A 14,397-nucleotide genomic window follows, 5' to 3' on the forward strand; every position below is an offset into this window, starting at 1 on the left:
CAGAGTTTCTTGGATGCTGGCCGACTCAATTTGAATCTTCGATGCAATATCGACAAGTGTCTTTCTTGATTCCCCGGTTTGTGTGGTGCCGGGTGTGCGCACTCCGCCTACTGGACGGCATTGGTCGCCCCTTACGCACCGCCGACATCTTGGCGCGCGTCTCAGCACTCGCTCGAAGCCCAAAATTCGGATTACCGGCGCCTCGTCTTTGTTCGGCCAGGCGTTGGCGAGCGTCCTCAGACATCACATGACCAAAGCTCGGGTGGTCACGTCCGAATTTTCCGAAGTTGGGGTTCTCGGGCCCCACATTCTGCCCCTTTCGGAGCTCTGACCACTTCGCGCGCAGCTCGGCTGCGTGAGTACGACCGTGAAATGGATTGGCGTCGGCGAATCTGCTGACGCCTTTGCGCCCCGTCGATCGGATTCTGGCTGCTTCACGCATTTCGGCAGTCCACTCGATGCCCATCGGGCCCAGACCGCCCTGGGACAAATTGAGCAACGGATGCCCCACATGCCGAAGCAGCTCGATCCAGTCGATTTCTGCCCATCCGAGCTCTTCGAGGCCTTCTACCTCTTCGAGTATCTCAACAACGACGTCATCGCCATTGTGCACCCGGAGCCAGTCGTAGAACGGCGTCTTCCTTCCCGAACGCGCGACCTTGACGTGCTGCCTGAAGCGAATCTCGACAGTTCTGGTCGTAAGACCCACATAGCGGTAGACGAACTCCGACCGGAGCCTGATCCCGTAAATCAGGCCTCCGGTCGGGAGTTCGACGACCACGAGAGTCTCGTACTTTCAATGACCAGTGGTCACAACATGCAGCTGACGCAATTTTCCACCTCGGTGCCCTCCAGGGCCATCTGGCGCAGCCGGATGTAGTACAGCGTCTTGATTCCCTTGCGCCAGGCGTAGATCTGCGCCTTGTTGACCTCACGGGTATCGGCAGTGTCCTTGAAGAACAGCGTCAGCGACAGGCCCTGGTCCACGTGCTGGGTGGCCGCGGCGTAGGTGTCGATGATCTTCTCGTACCCGATCTCGTACGCATCCTGGTAGAACTCCAGGTTGTCGTTGGTCAGGTACGGCGCCGGGTAATAGGCGCGACCGATCTTGCCTTCCTTGCGGATCTCGATCTTGGAAGCCACCGGGTGGATCGAGCTGGTCGAGTGGTTGATGTAGCTGATCGAACCGGTCGGCGGCACGGCCTGCAGGTTCTGGTTGTAGATGCCGTGCTTTTGCACCGACTCCTTCAGCAGCTTCCAGTCGTCCTGGGTGGGGATGTGGATCTCCGCGTCGGCGAACAGCTTTCGCACCTTGTCGGTGGCCGGCTCCCACACCCGATCGGTGTACTTGTCGAAGAACTCGCCCGAGGCGTACTTGGACTGCTCGAACCCGCCGAAGCGCGTACCCCGTTCGATCGCAATGAGGTTCGACGCCCGCAGGGCGTGGTAGAGCACCGTGTAGAAGTAGATGTTGGTGAAGTCCACACCCTCTTCGGAGCCGTAGTGGATCCGCTCCCGAGCCAGGTAGCCGTGCAGGTTCATCTGCCCCAGTCCGATGGCGTGCGAGCTGTTGTTGCCCTGCTCGATGGACGGCACCGACCAGATGTGGGTCTGGTCGCTCACCGCGGTGAGCGCCCGGATGGACACCTCGATGGTCTGCGCGAAGTCCGGCGAGTCCATCGCCTTGGCGATGTTCAGCGAGCCCAGGTTGCACGAGATGTCCTTGCCCACCTTGGCGTAGGACAGATCCTCGTTGAACTCCGAGGGCGTGGACACCTGCAGGATCTCCGAGCACAGGTTGCTGTGGGTGATCTTGCCGGCGATCGGGTTGGCCCGGTTCACGGTGTCCTCGTACATGATGTACGGGTAGCCGGACTCGAACTGCAGCTCGGCCAGCGTCTGGAAGAACTCCCGCGCCTTGATCTTGGTCTTGCGGATCCGGGCGTCGTCGACCATCTCGTAGTACTTCTCGGTGACCGAGATATCGGCGAACGCGACGCCGTAGACCTTCTCGACGTCATACGGCGAGAAGAGGTACATGTCTTCGTTCTTCTTGGCCAGTTCGAAGGTGATGTCCGGGATCACCACACCCAGCGAGAGCGTCTTGATCCGGATCTTCTCGTCGGCGTTCTCGCGCTTGGTGTCGAGGAACCGGTAGATGTCAGGGTGATGCGCGTGCAGGTACACCGCACCGGCGCCTTGGCGCGCGCCCAGCTGGTTGGCGTAGGAGAACGAGTCCTCCAGCAGCTTCATGATCGGGATGACACCCGAGGACTGGTTCTCGATGTTCTTGATCGGCGCGCCATGCTCACGAATGTTGGTGAGCAGCAAGGCGACTCCGCCGCCGCGCTTGGACAGCTGCAGGGCGGAGTTGATGGAGCGCCCGATGGACTCCATGTTGTCCTCGATGCGCAGCAGGAAGCAGGACACCGGCTCACCGCGCTGCTTCTTGCCCGAGTTGAGGAACGTCGGGGTGGCCGGCTGGAACCGTCCGTCGATGATCTCGTCGACCAGCTTCTCGGCCAGCTCGGTGTCACCGGCGGCCAGTGTCAGCGCCACCATGACCACGCGGTCCTCGAAGCGCTCCAGGTAGCGCTTCCCGTCGAAGGTCTTCAGCGTGTAGGACGTGTAGTACTTGAACGCGCCCAGGAAGGTCGGGAACCGGAACTTCTTGGCGAAGGCACGGTCGACCAGTGACTTCACGAAGTTCCGTGAGTACTGGTCGAGCACCTCGCGCTCGTAGTAATTCTCCTTGACCAGGTAGTCGAGTTTCTCGTCCTGGTTGTGGAAGAACACGGTGTTCTGGTTGACGTGCTGCAGGAAGTACTGGTTGGCGGCTTCCCGGTCCTTGTCGAACTGGATGTTGCCGTCTTTGTCGTACAGGTTCAGCATCGCGTTGAGCGCGTGGTAGTCCGTCTCCCCCGGGAGCGCATGAGCCCCGGTGGTTACAGGCTCTGCAGCTGTGACGGTTGGTGGCACGTCTGTTCCTTCCAAAAGTCTTCCAAGCCCGCACGGACGGATTCCACGTCATCCGGGGTTCCCATGAGTTCGAAACGGTAGAGGTAGGGCACACCGCACTTGGCGGACACCACATTGCCTGCGTAGGCGAATTCCTCACCGAAGTTGTTGTTGCCCGCGGCGATGACGCCGCGGATCAACGACCGGTTGTGCTCGTTGTTCAGAAAAGCGATGACCTGCTTGGGGACATAGCCCCCGCTGTTGATGTCGGGGCTGACCTTGCCACCGCCGTAGGTCGGCAGGACCAGCACGAAGGGGTGGTCGACCTCGATACGGCCGTGCAGCGGGATCCGGGTGACGTGGTCGGCGGGGAAACCCAGCTTCTGCACGAAGCGGTGGGTGTTCTCCGAGACGCTGGAGAAGTACACGAGATGACTCATATCTCCTCCTCGCTTGTCGTCGGATCCGTCGTGTGTCAGGCAGTGACGGCGGCAGTCGTGCCGGCCAGTGCCTTGATCCGGTCCGGCCGGAAGCCCGACCAGTGGTCGTTGCCGGCGACCACGACGGGTGCCTGCAGGTAGCCGAGCGCCATGACGTAGTCGCGGGCTTCGGTGTCGAGGCTGATATCAACCTTCTCGTAGGCGATGCCCTCTTTGTCCAACGCCTTGTAGGTGGCGTTGCACTGCACGCAGGCGGGCTTGGTGTACACGGTGACGGTCATCTGCGGCACGGCTCCTGTGTGGTGTGGAAGGGGTAGAGCTTGTATTCGGACCGGCAACTCACCGGGTACTGCATTCCTCTGAGTTTCAGCGGACCGCGGGGCCCGGAAATTCCGGAGCCGCGGAAGCTGAACCTATTGTTGCCGGGGGCACCGACACGCTTTCGATTCCTGCTCCGCCGGCTCCTGAAGCTTTGGGGCCTCGCGGTCCGTCAGACACTACACCTAGTGTCCGACAAACCGAACAGATACAAGATGTTCTGAACAACATTCGTGAAATTCCCAGGTCGTAACCAATTGGGCGGCGCGTCCACCGGCGTGTCGCACGTCACATTTCGGGGTGTGTCGCGATCGCGCACGCCGCCGGCGGCCACCGCCCCGGAACGCAGAAAGCCCCCGCCGGCGATAGCAAAGGCGCTACGCCGTGGGGGCTCCGGGCCGAGCGGTTCAGCCGATCTCTGCGACCAGCTTCCCGACAACCTCACGCACGTCGGCCGCCACCTCGGCGGTCTCCCGCGGATGCCGGTCCCCGAGCGTCTTGGACGGGATCGACAGCTTCAGGTCCTCGACGACCCGCGGGCCGGCAATACCGAAGGATTTACGGGTTTCGTCGTGCGCCCACACACCGCCGAATCCGCCCAGCGCGGTCCCGATCACGGCGACCGGCTTGTCCTTGAGCGCACCGTTGCCCCACGGCCGCGACAGCCAGTCGATGGCGTTCTTGAGCACGCCGGGGATGGACCCGTTGTACTCCGGGGTCACCACGAGCGCCGCCCCGGCCGCCGCGGCGGCAGCGCGAAGCGCCTGCACGGGCTCGGGGACATCCTCGTTGTCGATATCCTCGTTGTAATGCGGCAGCTCGCCGAGCCGGTCGAATACCTGCAGGGTGACGCCCTCGGGTGCCGATTCGACGGCGAGTTCGGCCAGTTGCTTGTTGATCGACGCCGCGCGCAGGCTCCCGACGAGCACCAGCACGTTCGTTTCGGCGCTGTCCTGGTTGTGGGCCATGGTGGTGTTGCCTTCCTGTTCCGGATGATCCTCACACAGCTTAACCGGACCGCGGTCCGAATAATTCCGGCTGAGTTAAAGTTCAGGGGTGGGCGCCCCCGACCGGCTGAATGCACTGCCGTTGAGCACCGCCGCACCGGCGGAACGCGGCGATGCGGCGCGCAACCGTGCGCTGCTGCTCGACGCGGCCCGCACGCTCATCGCCGAACGCGGAGCCGATGCGGTCTCCATGGACGACGTGGCCGCGGCGGCGGGCGTCGGCAAGGGCACCCTGTTCCGGCGCTTCGGCAGCCGCTCGGGGTTGATGATCGTGCTCCTCGACGAGGACGAGGTGATCGAACAGCAGGCCTTCATGTTCGGGCCCCCACCACTGGGCCCCGGCGCACCCCCGCTGGAGCGTCTGCTGGCCTACGGCCGCAGCCGGTTGAGGTTCGTCCACGTCCACCACGCCCTGCTCTCCGATGCCGCCCGTGACCCACACACCCGGTTCAACGCCCCGGCGTCGCTGCATCGCACCCATGTCCGGATGCTCCTCGAAAATGCCGGAACCACAGGTGATCTCGATGCACAGGCCGATGCGCTCACCGCACTGCTCGACGCCGACCGGGTGGCCCACGAGCTGACCGACCGCGGCAGGACCCTCGACGAACTCGGCGACGCCTGGGAGACGGTGGCCCGCAAACTCTGCGGCACGTGAGCAGCTGGATTCTGCATGTCGACCTGGACCAGTTCCTGGCCTCGGTCGAACTGCAGCGCCATCCCGAACTGATCGGCCTGCCCGTCATCGTGGGCGGCAGCGGGGACCCCACCGAGGCGCGCAAGGTCGTCACCTGCGCGTCCTACGAGGCCCGCGAATTCGGTGTGCACGCCGGGATGCCGCTGCGCATCGCGGCCCGCAGATGCCCGGATGCCACCTTTCTGCCATCGGACCCGCAGGCCTACGATCGGGCCTCCGAGCGGGTGATGGGGCTGCTGCGCGACCTGGGCCACCCGCTGGAGGTGTGGGGTTGGGACGAGGCCTATCTCGGCGCCGATGTCGCCGACCCCGTCGAGCTCGCGGACCGGATCCGCACCGTCATCGCCGCCGAGACCGGGCTGTCCTGCTCGGTCGGCATCAGTGACAACAAGCAGCGCGCCAAGGTGGCCACCGGGTTCGGCAAACCCGCCGGGATCTTCATCCTGACAGCGGACAACTGGATGACGCTCATGGGCGACCGCCCCGTCGACGCACTCTGGGGGGTGGGCCCCAAGACGGCCAAAAAGCTTGCCGCGATGGACATCCGTACCGTCGCCGACCTCGCGGTGACCGACGCCACCACCCTGACCGAGGCGTTCGGCCCCAGCACCGGGCTGGGGATCCTGTTGCTGGCCAAGGGCGGCGGCGATACCGAGGTCAGCTCGCAGCCCTGGGTACCGCGCTCGCGCAGCCACGTCGTGACGTTCCCGCACGACCTGACCGATCGCACCGAGATGGACCGCGCGGTCACCGATCTCGCCGCCCAGACGCTCAGCGAGATCGTCGCCGAAGGCCGCACCGTGACCCGGGTGGCGGTGACGGTGCGCACCAGTACGTTCTTCACCCGGACCAAGATCCGCAAGCTGCCCGCGCCCGGGAACGACCCGGCCACCATCACCGCTCAGGCGCTGGCCCTGCTCGACGATTTCGCACTCGACCGCCCCGTCCGGTTGTTGGGTGTCCGACTGGAATTGGAGATGCCGTGCTGAGCACCGTCGCGATCCGTGGCTATCGTTCGCTGCGCGAGATCGTGCTGCCGTTGGGTGGTCTGACGGTCGTCACCGGCGCAAACGGCACCGGAAAGTCCTCGGTGTACCGGGCGCTGCGACTGCTGGCAGACTGCGGCAGCGGCGCGGTCATCGGCTCGCTGGCCCGCGAAGGCGGCCTGGAGTCGGTGCTGTGGGCCGGCCCCGAGCAGACATCGGGCGCCCGGCGCACCGGCAGGACCCAGGGCACCACCCGTACCCGCCCGGTGTCTCTCGAACTCGGTTTTGCCTCAGATGATTTCGGCTATCTGATCGACCTCGGGATGCCCCAATACGCCGGCCCGGGCTCGTTCTTCGCCCGCGATCCCGAGATCAAGCGCGAGGCGCTCTTCGCCGGCCCGGTGTTACGGCCCGCCGCCACTCTGGTGCAACGCACCCGCGATTACGCCGAGGTCAGCGCCGAAACCGGGCGCGGTTTCGACCGGCTGGCCCAGTCGCTGCCCAGCTACCGCAGCGTGCTGGCCGAGTTCGCCGACCCGGGCACCCACCCCGAGCTCGCAGCGGTACGGGAGCGGTTGCGCGGCTGGCGGTTCTACGACGGGTTCCGGGTCGACGCCGCCGCCCCGGCGCGTCGGCCTCAGGTCGGCACCCGCACCCCGGTGCTCTCCGATGACGGCGCGGACCTGGCCGCCGCGGTGCAGACCATCATCGAGGTCGGTTTCGACGACCTGCCCCGAGCGGTGGCCGATGCCTTCGACGGTGCGCGGCTCTCGGTCGCGGTACGCGACGGGATCTTCGAGCTGCAGCTCCATCAGACCGGCATGCTGCGTCCCTTGCGGGCCGCCGAATTGTCGGACGGCACACTGCGTTTCCTGCTGTGGGGTGCGGCACTGCTGAGCCCGCGACCGCCATCGCTGATGGTGCTCAACGAGCCCGAGACCTCACTGCACCCCGATCTGGTGGCCCCGCTGGCCGGGATGATCCGGTCTGCCGCAGCGAGCACCCAGGTGGTGGTGGTGACGCACTCGGCGGGTCTGGTCGAGCTGCTGGCACCCGAGTCGACGGTGGAACTGATCAAGGAGTGGGGCGAGACCCGGATCGAGGGCCAGACCATGCTGTCCGCGCAGTCTTGGGACTGGGGTAAGCGCTGAGCACCTACCATCGACACCCATGAGCGTGCGCATCATGGCCGCAACAGCGTCGGCCGCAGTCCTGCTGTTGTCCGGCTGTGCCAACAGTTCCGAGCCGGCGGACACGTCCACCGTCGCCCCGGTATCGACCACCACGACGACGACCACGACCACACAGCCCGGGTCACCGAGCGCCCCCGAGTTCGCGCCGGCGCCCGGCGGGGACCTGGCCCCGGCCTAGCGGGATTTCGGGCGCAGCGCCCGGGTGAACAGCACGTTCACCTGACGCATGGCCACGCTGTAGGGCCACCACGCGGCGCGCTTGAAGGCGTACAGCGCGCGGATATCGTGCGAGGTGTAGACCATGAAGCGGTTGCGCCGCACCCCGGTGAGGATCTTCTCGGCGGCCTTCTCCGGGGAGATGGCGTGCCCGGCGAACCGGTCCACCCATTTGGCCACCCGGGGATCCTCGCGGTCCACGCCGGCGATCTGAACGGTCTGTACCAGACCGGTTTTCACCGCTCCCGGCACGACCACAGAGACCCCGATCCGGTGTCGCGCCAGATCGAAGCGCAGCACCTCGCTCAGGCCGCGCAGCCCGTACTTGCTGGCGCTGTAGGCGGCGTGCCAGGGCAGCGCGACGATGCCGGCCGCCGACGACACGTTCACCAGGTGCCCACCGCGCCCGGCCGCGACCATCGGCGGCACGAACGTCTCGATGATGTGGATCGGCCCCATCAGGTTGACGTCGACCATCGACTTCCAGTGTTGATGGGTCAGCGTCGAGACGGTGCCCCAGGCCGAGATCCCGGCGATGTTCATCACGATGTCCATCGCGCCGTGCGCGGAATGGATATCGGCACCGAACGCGGAGACCGCGTCGAAGTCGCAGATGTCCAACGCCCGGTGTGCGGGCACCTGCGCGCCGAGGGCCTGAGCATCTACAACCGTGGTGGCCAGACCCTCGACATCGCGGTCGGTGAGATAGAGCTCGGCGCCCTGGCGGGCCAGCATCAGTGCGGTGGCGCGCCCGATACCGCTGGCCGCGCCGGTGAGCAGAACCCGTTTCCCCGCAAAGCTGTCCGCCTGACCCATGTTCTCGACCCTACCGAGTGCCGACGCTGCGCAATCAGTCCTCCCAGGACGCCGCGGTTCCCCACAGCGCGCTCAGCCACAGCCGTTCCAGCACATCGATCGCGCGTGCCGGGTCGGTACCGCGCCCGACGAACGCCGCGTCGTGGGACAGCGTCATCGCGGTGGTCGCGGTCAGCATGCGGACCAGGGCCGGGATGTCATCGGAGATGGGCCGGGTGCCCTTGCGCACCTCGTCCTCGACGACGCCGACGATCTTGGCGATCACCAGGTCCTCGAAGTCGTTCATGATGGCCGCGATCTGCTTGTCGGTGGCCTGCGCGGCGGTGCAGGCCGCCATGATCGGGTCGTTGGTGGCGAAAACGGCGGCCGCACTGCCGACCATCCGCTTGGCGAACGCGGCGGGCGACTCCCCGGGGTCGCGCGGGGCGAAGTTGTGGGTCAGCACATCCAGTTCGGCCAGGGCGTCCTTGACGATGAAGGCCAGTACTTCGTATTTGGAGTCGAAGTAGAAATAGAAGCCCGACCGGGCCACTCCGGCGCGTTCGCTGATCATGCTCACCGACAGGTCGGCAAAGGGCTTGGTGCCCAGCAGCTCACGCACCGCCTTGACGATCGCATCGCGTTGGCGGTCCCCGCGACTGCGCCGCGTCTCGGATTCCGTATCGGGGATGGCGCTCATGGCACTAAACCTTTGCACCGCGCCACGCCAGAACAAAACTTGACATGCGTCAAGTCTGGCATACAGGATGGTTTCGAGAGTGAGATCCGCCACACGGCCCTGTTGGCGGAAGGACCTTCTGAGGAGCGTTGACGATGTCGACCATCAGTACCCCGAGCTACCTGCTGGATCAGGCCAAACGACGGTTCACCCCGACGGTCAACACGATCCCCGGCATGGGCGCCATCGAGAAGCGTTTGCTCAACCACGAGTGGAAGCAGCACATCCTGGCCGAACCCCCGGCGGGCAGCGGGCTCAAGGCCATCGCCGGCGATTCGGGCCTGCCACTGGTCGGGCACATCATCGAGATGTTCCGCGAGGGTGCCGACTTCCCGCTGCACCTCTACAACACCCGCGGCCCCATCACGTTTGCCGATTCGCCGATCCTGCCCTCCATCGTGGCGCTCGGCCCGGATGCCACCCAGACGATCTTCTCCAACCGGAACAAGGATTATTCGCAGAAGGGCTGGCATCCGGTCATCGGCCCGTTCTTCAACCGCGGGCTGATGATGCTGGATTTCGAGGAACACATGTTCCACCGCCGCATCATGCAGGAGGCGTTCACCAGGACCCGACTGACCGGCTACGTCGAGCACATCGACCAGGTCGCCACCGCCGAGGTCGCGGCCTGGCCGACCGATGACGCCCGCTTCCTGTTCCACCCCGCCATGAAGGAACTGACCCTGGACATCGCCTCGGTGGTGTTCATGGGCCACGAGCACGGCGGGCACGACCACGAGCTGGTCACCAAGGTCAACGATGCGTTCGCCACCACCACCCGCTCGGGCGGGGCGATCCTGCGGTTCAGCGTGCCCCCGTTCAAGTGGTGGCAGGGGCTGCGCGCCCGCAAGGTGCTGGAGGACTACTTCGTCGAGCGCATCAAGGAGCGCCGCAACTCGGGCGGCACCGACATGTTGTCGGTGCTCTGCCACACCAGCGATGACGACGGGAACTCGTTCTCCGACGAAGACATCGTCAACCACATGATCTTCCTGATGATGGCCGCGCACGACACCTCGACGTCGACGACGACGACCATCGCCTACAACCTGGCCGCCCACCCGGAGTGGCAGCAGCGCTGCCGTGACGAGTCCGACCGGCTCGGCGACGGCCCGCTCGACATCGAGGCGCTCGACAAGCTGGAGACCCTCGATCTGGTGATCAACGAGTCACTGCGCATGGTGACACCGTTGCCGTTCAACATGCGCCAAACCGTCCGCGACACCGATCTGCTCGGGTACTACGTGCCCGCCGGCACCAACGTGGTGACCTGGCCGGGGATGAACCACCGACTGCCCGAGTTGTGGACAGACCCGGACAAGTTCGACCCGGACCGCTTCGCCGAGCCGCGCAGCGAACACAAGAAACACCGCTACGCCTTCGCGCCCTTCGGCGGCGGCGCGCACAAGTGCATCGGCATGGTCTTCGGCCAGCTGGAGATCAAGACGATCGTGCACCGGATGCTGCGCAATTACCGGCTGGAACTGGTCAAGCCCGGCTACACCCCGAAATGGGACAACGGCGGGATGCCGGTGCCGATGGACGGCATGCCAATCATCTTGCGCGCCATCCGCTGAACGCACCCCGACACCAAACTTGACAGGCGTCAAGTGCGGCGTACAGGATGTCTGCAAACAGTGACATCGACCACAGGTCTGTCCGCACGACCAGTTTGAGGAGCTCCGTCAGTGACGATCACGAGCAAGCCGACCATCAGCACCCCGGCCTACCTGATGGATCAGGCCAAGCGAAAGTTCACCCCCACGCTGAACAACATGCCCGGCCTCGGCTCGGTCGAAAAGCGGCTGCGGCAACACGACTTCAAGCAGTTCGTGCTGGCCGAACCGCCTGCGGGCAGCGGACTGAAGCCGGTGATGGGCGACTCGGGTGTGCCCATCCTGGGTCACATGATCGAGACGTTCCGGGCCGGTCCGGAGTATCTGCTCGAGGTGTACAAGAAGTTCGGCCCGGTGCACTACGCCTACTCCCCCGCGCTGCCCAGCGTGGCCGCGCTCGGGCCGGACGCCACCCAGGCGGTGTTCTCGAACCGCAACAAGGATTTCTCGCAGAAGGGCTGGGATCCGGTCATCGGGCCCTTCTTCAACCGCGGGCTGATGATGCTCGACTTCGACGAGCACATGTTCCACCGCCGCATCATGCAGGAGGCCTTCACCCGCTCCCGGCTCACGGGCTATGTCGAGCACATCGACCGGGTGGCATCGGCGGTCATCGCCGGGGACTGGGTGGAAAACGATGCCCGCTTCCTCTTCTACCCGGCGGTCAAGGAACTGACGCTGGACATCGCCTCGGTGGTGTTCATGGGACATGAGCCCGGCAGCGACAAGGAACTGGTGACCAAGGTCAACGACGCGTTCACCATGACCACCCGCGCGGGCGGCGCCATCGTCCGCACCGGCGTGCCGCCGTTCAAGTGGTGGCGGGGTCTGCAGGCCCGAAAGGTCCTCGACCACTACTTCGAGGAGCGGGTCAAGGAGAAGCGCGGTTCCGACGGCACCGACATGCTCACGGTGCTCTGTCAGACCGCCGACGAGGACGGCAACACGTTCACCGATCAGGACATCGTCAACCACATGATCTTCCTGATGATGGCCGCGCACGACACGTCCACCTCGACGCTGACCACGATGGTGTACCACCTGGCCGCCAACCCGGAATGGCAGGAACGCTGTCGCGAGGAGAGCGACCGCCTCGGCGACGGACCGCTCGACATCGAGGCCCTGGACAAGCTGGAAACCCTGGACCTGGTCATCAATGAGGCTCTGCGCCTGGTCACTCCGCTGCCCTTCAATGTGCGCTCCACCGTGCGCGACACCGAACTGCTCGGCCACTTCATCCCCGCCAACACGAACGTGGTGACCTGGCCGTCGATCAACCATCACCTGCCCGAACTGTGGACCGACCCGGAGAAGTTCGACCCGGACCGCTTCGCCGAGCCGCGCAATGAGCACAAACGGCACCGCTACGCGTTTGCGCCGTTCGGCGGCGGCGCGCACAAGTGCATCGGCATGGTCTTCGGCCAACTGGAGATCAAGACCGTCATGCACCGGCTGCTGCGCAAGTACCGCCTGGAGCCGCCGTACCCCGGCTACAAGGCGAAGCTGGACTACGCCGGCATGCCGGTGCCGATGGACGGTATGCCGGTCATCCTGCGACCGCTCTGATGAATACCGCTCCCGCACAGCGCGACCGCGTCGCGGACGCGGGCATCCTGTCGCTGGCGGCCATGCGCATCGGCATCGGCGCCCTGGCCTGGGTGCGACCGGACGCGGCCTCGGCGCTGTTCGGTTTCGGCCGCCCCGACGGTCAGGCGCGGTATCTGTGGCGGTTGTTCGGCGTGCGCGATGTGGTGGTCGGGCTGGGCACCGTGACGTCCTCGGGTTCCCGTCGACGGACGTGGGCGCGGGTCGGGCTGGCCTGTGATGTCGCCGACGGCGCGGCCGGCGCATTGGGCCGCGGCGAGGTCAAACCCCTCAGCGCCGCGGCGATGGTCGGTGTCCCCGCGGCCGCCGTCGCATTCGGCGCGTGGGCGCTGCGCCCCGGACGCTAGATACCTGCCGCCGAAACGGTATTCCGGAAGGCGTTCGGTCGAACTTTCCCGTCTGGAATACAGTTTCGGCCGCTAGACGACGAGCCGGTTGGCGCAGGCGATGACGGCACGCAGTGCGGACTGGTTCGGGCATTCCGACCAGCCGATCGCCCATTCGGTGTCCACTCCGTCGGTGCCGCGGATGAACGTCGCGGTCTGCCCGCCGGCCTGCAGCTGGTGGAAGTTCAGCATCTCGACGGCGATGCCGTGTTCGTACAGCATGGCGGTCAGCGCCCCGAGCGGGCCCGACGCGGTGGCGGACGCGATGATGGTGCGCTCACCGATGGCGATGGCGGCCCGATAGGTGTGCGCGTGGCGGCGACCGGCTGTCCGGTCCGCTTGCTCCCACTGGCTCAGATGCAGCGGCCCGGCGCTGGAACCGAAGGTGTCCGCGACGTCATCCCAGGACATCTCGGCGGCCAGATCGCGCAGTCCGCGCGGCAGGGGTGCGTCGAAGAAGTCCGCGAAGCGGGGGCTCGCGATGGTGGTGGTGTGAGTGTTCATGTGCCGGTCTTCTCTGCTCAAAGGGAGCGACCGACGGGTAGTAGCGTCCGACCCACAGCGGGGGGTCGGTCTGGATCAGACCCCGCTGCGGGTGCTGGCTACTACGAGAATGTGATGCACGATCGCCGAGGTTAGACCTGTCGGGCGGGTGCGCGCAACTCCTTTGAATAGTTGAAGATGGCCCGGTGACATGGGCCGATTTCGTGCTGCTGTTCGCCGCCGGTATCGGTGGCGGGCTGGCGGGCAGCATCGCCGGCCTGGCCTCGGTATCCACCTACCCGGCACTGTTGATGGTCGGCCTGCCGCCGGTGACCGCCAACGTGACGAACACCGCGGCCCTGGTGTTCAACACCTTCGGCTCGGTGCGGGGCTCACTGCCCGAACTCGCCGGCCAGGGCCCGCAGCTCAAGCGGCTGGTCCCGATGGGTGCACTCGGCGGGCTCGCGGGCGCGGTGCTGCTGCTGTCCATCCCGTCGGAGGGATTCGAGAACGCGGTGCCCATCCTGCTCGCGGTGGCCGCGGTGGCGATCGCACTGCCCCGGGGCAAGGACACCGGTGTGGCGCCGACGCTGGCGCGCACCATCTTGCGGGCCGTCATCGTCGGCGTCATCTGCGTGTACGGCGGGTTCTTCGGCGCCGCAGCGGGAGTGTTGCTGCTGGCGCTGTTCCTGCGCACCGGCGGCACCACCCTCGCCCACGCCAACGCGACCAAGAACGTGGTACTCGGCGCGTCGAACGGCACCGCCGCGGTGGTGTTCGCAATCGTCGCGCCGGTGCACTGGCCGGCCGTGGCGGCGATGGGCGTCGGCTGTCTCATCGGCTCCCGACTCGGCCCGATCGTGGTGCGGCATGCGCCCGCCACCCCGCTGCGCCTGCTGATCGCCGTCGCCGGCCTGGCGCTGGCGGTCAAGCTGGGCCTCGACACCTACCACTGAGC

16 protein-coding genes are annotated in these 14,397 nt (G+C 65.9%); 8 read left to right on the forward strand and 8 right to left on the reverse strand.

What is annotated here, in order from left to right:
- Positions 1-25: 25 nt before the first annotated feature.
- From EXE63_RS04505 to EXE63_RS04525, 5 genes are all read right to left on the reverse strand, one after another.
- Positions 26-781 carry an NUMOD3 domain-containing DNA-binding protein gene (locus tag EXE63_RS04505; protein WP_168140983.1) on the reverse strand — a complete coding sequence of 252 codons (756 nt, stop codon included), beginning with the start codon at positions 779-781 and terminating at the stop codon, positions 26-28.
- A gap of 29 nt (positions 782-810) precedes the next feature.
- Positions 811-2,979: a class 1b ribonucleoside-diphosphate reductase subunit alpha gene (gene nrdE, locus EXE63_RS04510; RefSeq protein ID WP_168140984.1), complete on the reverse strand. Its 2,169-nt coding sequence runs from the start codon at positions 2,977-2,979 to the stop codon at positions 811-813.
- Complete coding sequence (nrdI, locus tag EXE63_RS04515) at positions 2,946-3,398, reverse strand: class Ib ribonucleoside-diphosphate reductase assembly flavoprotein NrdI (protein ID WP_105362639.1); 453 nt, start codon at positions 3,396-3,398, stop codon at positions 2,946-2,948. The genes nrdE and nrdI overlap by 34 nt, the downstream gene beginning before the upstream one ends.
- Positions 3,399-3,433: 35 nt before the next feature.
- Complete coding sequence (locus tag EXE63_RS04520) at positions 3,434-3,679, reverse strand: redoxin NrdH (protein ID WP_067999029.1); 246 nt, start codon at positions 3,677-3,679, stop codon at positions 3,434-3,436.
- Between the two features lie 444 nt (positions 3,680-4,123).
- Positions 4,124-4,684, reverse strand: coding sequence for an NADPH-dependent FMN reductase (locus EXE63_RS04525; RefSeq protein ID WP_168140985.1), 561 nt, complete (start codon positions 4,682-4,684; stop codon positions 4,124-4,126).
- 88 nt (positions 4,685-4,772) lie between these two features.
- On the opposite strand from EXE63_RS04525, the gene EXE63_RS04530 reads away from it, so the two are divergent.
- The 4 genes from EXE63_RS04530 to EXE63_RS04545 are packed head-to-tail and all read left to right on the forward strand — an operon-like array spanning position 4,773 to position 7,777.
- Entirely contained in the window at positions 4,773-5,381 is a 609-nt protein-coding gene (locus EXE63_RS04530; protein ID WP_168140986.1) for a TetR/AcrR family transcriptional regulator, read from the forward strand.
- The gene (locus tag EXE63_RS04535; RefSeq protein WP_168140987.1) at positions 5,378-6,409 is read left to right on the forward strand and encodes a DNA polymerase IV; all 1,032 of its coding nucleotides are present in this window, start codon (positions 5,378-5,380) and stop codon (positions 6,407-6,409) included. Before EXE63_RS04530 ends, EXE63_RS04535 begins: the two co-directional genes overlap by 4 nt.
- Positions 6,403-7,557, forward strand: coding sequence for an AAA family ATPase (locus tag EXE63_RS04540; RefSeq protein ID WP_168140988.1), 1,155 nt, complete (start codon positions 6,403-6,405; stop codon positions 7,555-7,557). The genes EXE63_RS04535 and EXE63_RS04540 overlap by 7 nt, the downstream gene beginning before the upstream one ends.
- A gap of 19 nt (positions 7,558-7,576) precedes the next feature.
- On the forward strand, positions 7,577-7,777 hold the full coding sequence (locus EXE63_RS04545; protein ID WP_168140989.1) for a hypothetical protein: 201 nt from the start codon (positions 7,577-7,579) through the stop codon (positions 7,775-7,777).
- Here the strand turns inward: EXE63_RS04545 and EXE63_RS04550 are convergent.
- Both EXE63_RS04550 and EXE63_RS04555 read right to left on the reverse strand, forming a co-directional pair.
- Entirely contained in the window at positions 7,774-8,631 is an 858-nt protein-coding gene (locus tag EXE63_RS04550; protein WP_168140990.1) for an SDR family oxidoreductase, read from the reverse strand. The two genes, EXE63_RS04545 and EXE63_RS04550, sit on opposite strands and share 4 nt — an antisense overlap.
- 34 nt (positions 8,632-8,665) lie before the next feature.
- Positions 8,666-9,310: a TetR/AcrR family transcriptional regulator gene (locus tag EXE63_RS04555; protein ID WP_168140991.1), complete on the reverse strand. Its 645-nt coding sequence runs from the start codon at positions 9,308-9,310 to the stop codon at positions 8,666-8,668.
- A 134-nt stretch (positions 9,311-9,444) separates the two neighbouring features.
- Between EXE63_RS04555 and EXE63_RS04560 the strand changes: the two genes are divergently transcribed.
- The 3 genes from EXE63_RS04560 (at position 9,445) to EXE63_RS04570 (ending at position 12,917) form a co-directional block, all read left to right on the forward strand.
- Positions 9,445-10,926 (forward strand): cytochrome P450, encoded by a 1,482-nt coding sequence (locus EXE63_RS04560; protein ID WP_168140992.1) that lies wholly within the window; start codon positions 9,445-9,447, stop codon positions 10,924-10,926.
- Between the two features lie 156 nt (positions 10,927-11,082).
- Positions 11,083-12,531, forward strand: coding sequence for a cytochrome P450 (locus EXE63_RS04565; protein ID WP_168145395.1), 1,449 nt, complete (start codon positions 11,083-11,085; stop codon positions 12,529-12,531).
- Positions 12,531-12,917, forward strand: a complete 387-nt coding sequence (locus EXE63_RS04570) for a DUF4267 domain-containing protein (RefSeq protein ID WP_168140993.1) — start codon at positions 12,531-12,533, stop codon at positions 12,915-12,917. The genes EXE63_RS04565 and EXE63_RS04570 overlap by 1 nt, the downstream gene beginning before the upstream one ends.
- 72 nt (positions 12,918-12,989) lie before the next feature.
- Here EXE63_RS04570 and EXE63_RS04575 read toward each other — a convergent pair whose 3' ends face one another.
- Entirely contained in the window at positions 12,990-13,460 is a 471-nt protein-coding gene (locus EXE63_RS04575; protein WP_168140994.1) for a 2-isopropylmalate synthase, read from the reverse strand.
- 185 nt (positions 13,461-13,645) lie between these two features.
- Between EXE63_RS04575 and EXE63_RS04580 the strand changes: the two genes are divergently transcribed.
- Positions 13,646-14,395, forward strand: coding sequence for a sulfite exporter TauE/SafE family protein (locus EXE63_RS04580; RefSeq protein ID WP_168140995.1), 750 nt, complete (start codon positions 13,646-13,648; stop codon positions 14,393-14,395).
- Positions 14,396-14,397 lie beyond the last annotated feature (2 nt).

Origin of the sequence: Mycolicibacterium frederiksbergense (assembly GCF_012223425.1) — a bacterium.
Classification (GTDB): domain Bacteria; phylum Actinomycetota; class Actinomycetes; order Mycobacteriales; family Mycobacteriaceae; genus Mycobacterium; species Mycobacterium frederiksbergense.

Coding starts and splice junctions, on each gene's coding strand:
- EXE63_RS04550 (WP_168140990.1), bottom strand. CDS start 8,631: ATGGGTCAGGCGGACAGCTTTGCGGGGAAACGGGTTCTGCTCACCGGC.
- EXE63_RS04545 (WP_168140989.1), top strand. CDS start 7,577: ATGAGCGTGCGCATCATGGCCGCAACAGCGTCGGCCGCAGTCCTGCTG.
- nrdI (WP_105362639.1), bottom strand. CDS start 3,398: ATGAGTCATCTCGTGTACTTCTCCAGCGTCTCGGAGAACACCCACCGC.
- EXE63_RS04555 (WP_168140991.1), bottom strand. CDS start 9,310: ATGAGCGCCATCCCCGATACGGAATCCGAGACGCGGCGCAGTCGCGGG.
- EXE63_RS04565 (WP_168145395.1), top strand. CDS start 11,083: ATGGATCAGGCCAAGCGAAAGTTCACCCCCACGCTGAACAACATGCCC.
- EXE63_RS04520 (WP_067999029.1), bottom strand. CDS start 3,679: ATGACCGTCACCGTGTACACCAAGCCCGCCTGCGTGCAGTGCAACGCC.
- EXE63_RS04570 (WP_168140993.1), top strand. CDS start 12,531: ATGAATACCGCTCCCGCACAGCGCGACCGCGTCGCGGACGCGGGCATC.
- EXE63_RS04525 (WP_168140985.1), bottom strand. CDS start 4,684: ATGGCCCACAACCAGGACAGCGCCGAAACGAACGTGCTGGTGCTCGTC.
- EXE63_RS04560 (WP_168140992.1), top strand. CDS start 9,445: ATGTCGACCATCAGTACCCCGAGCTACCTGCTGGATCAGGCCAAACGA.
- EXE63_RS04575 (WP_168140994.1), bottom strand. CDS start 13,460: ATGAACACTCACACCACCACCATCGCGAGCCCCCGCTTCGCGGACTTC.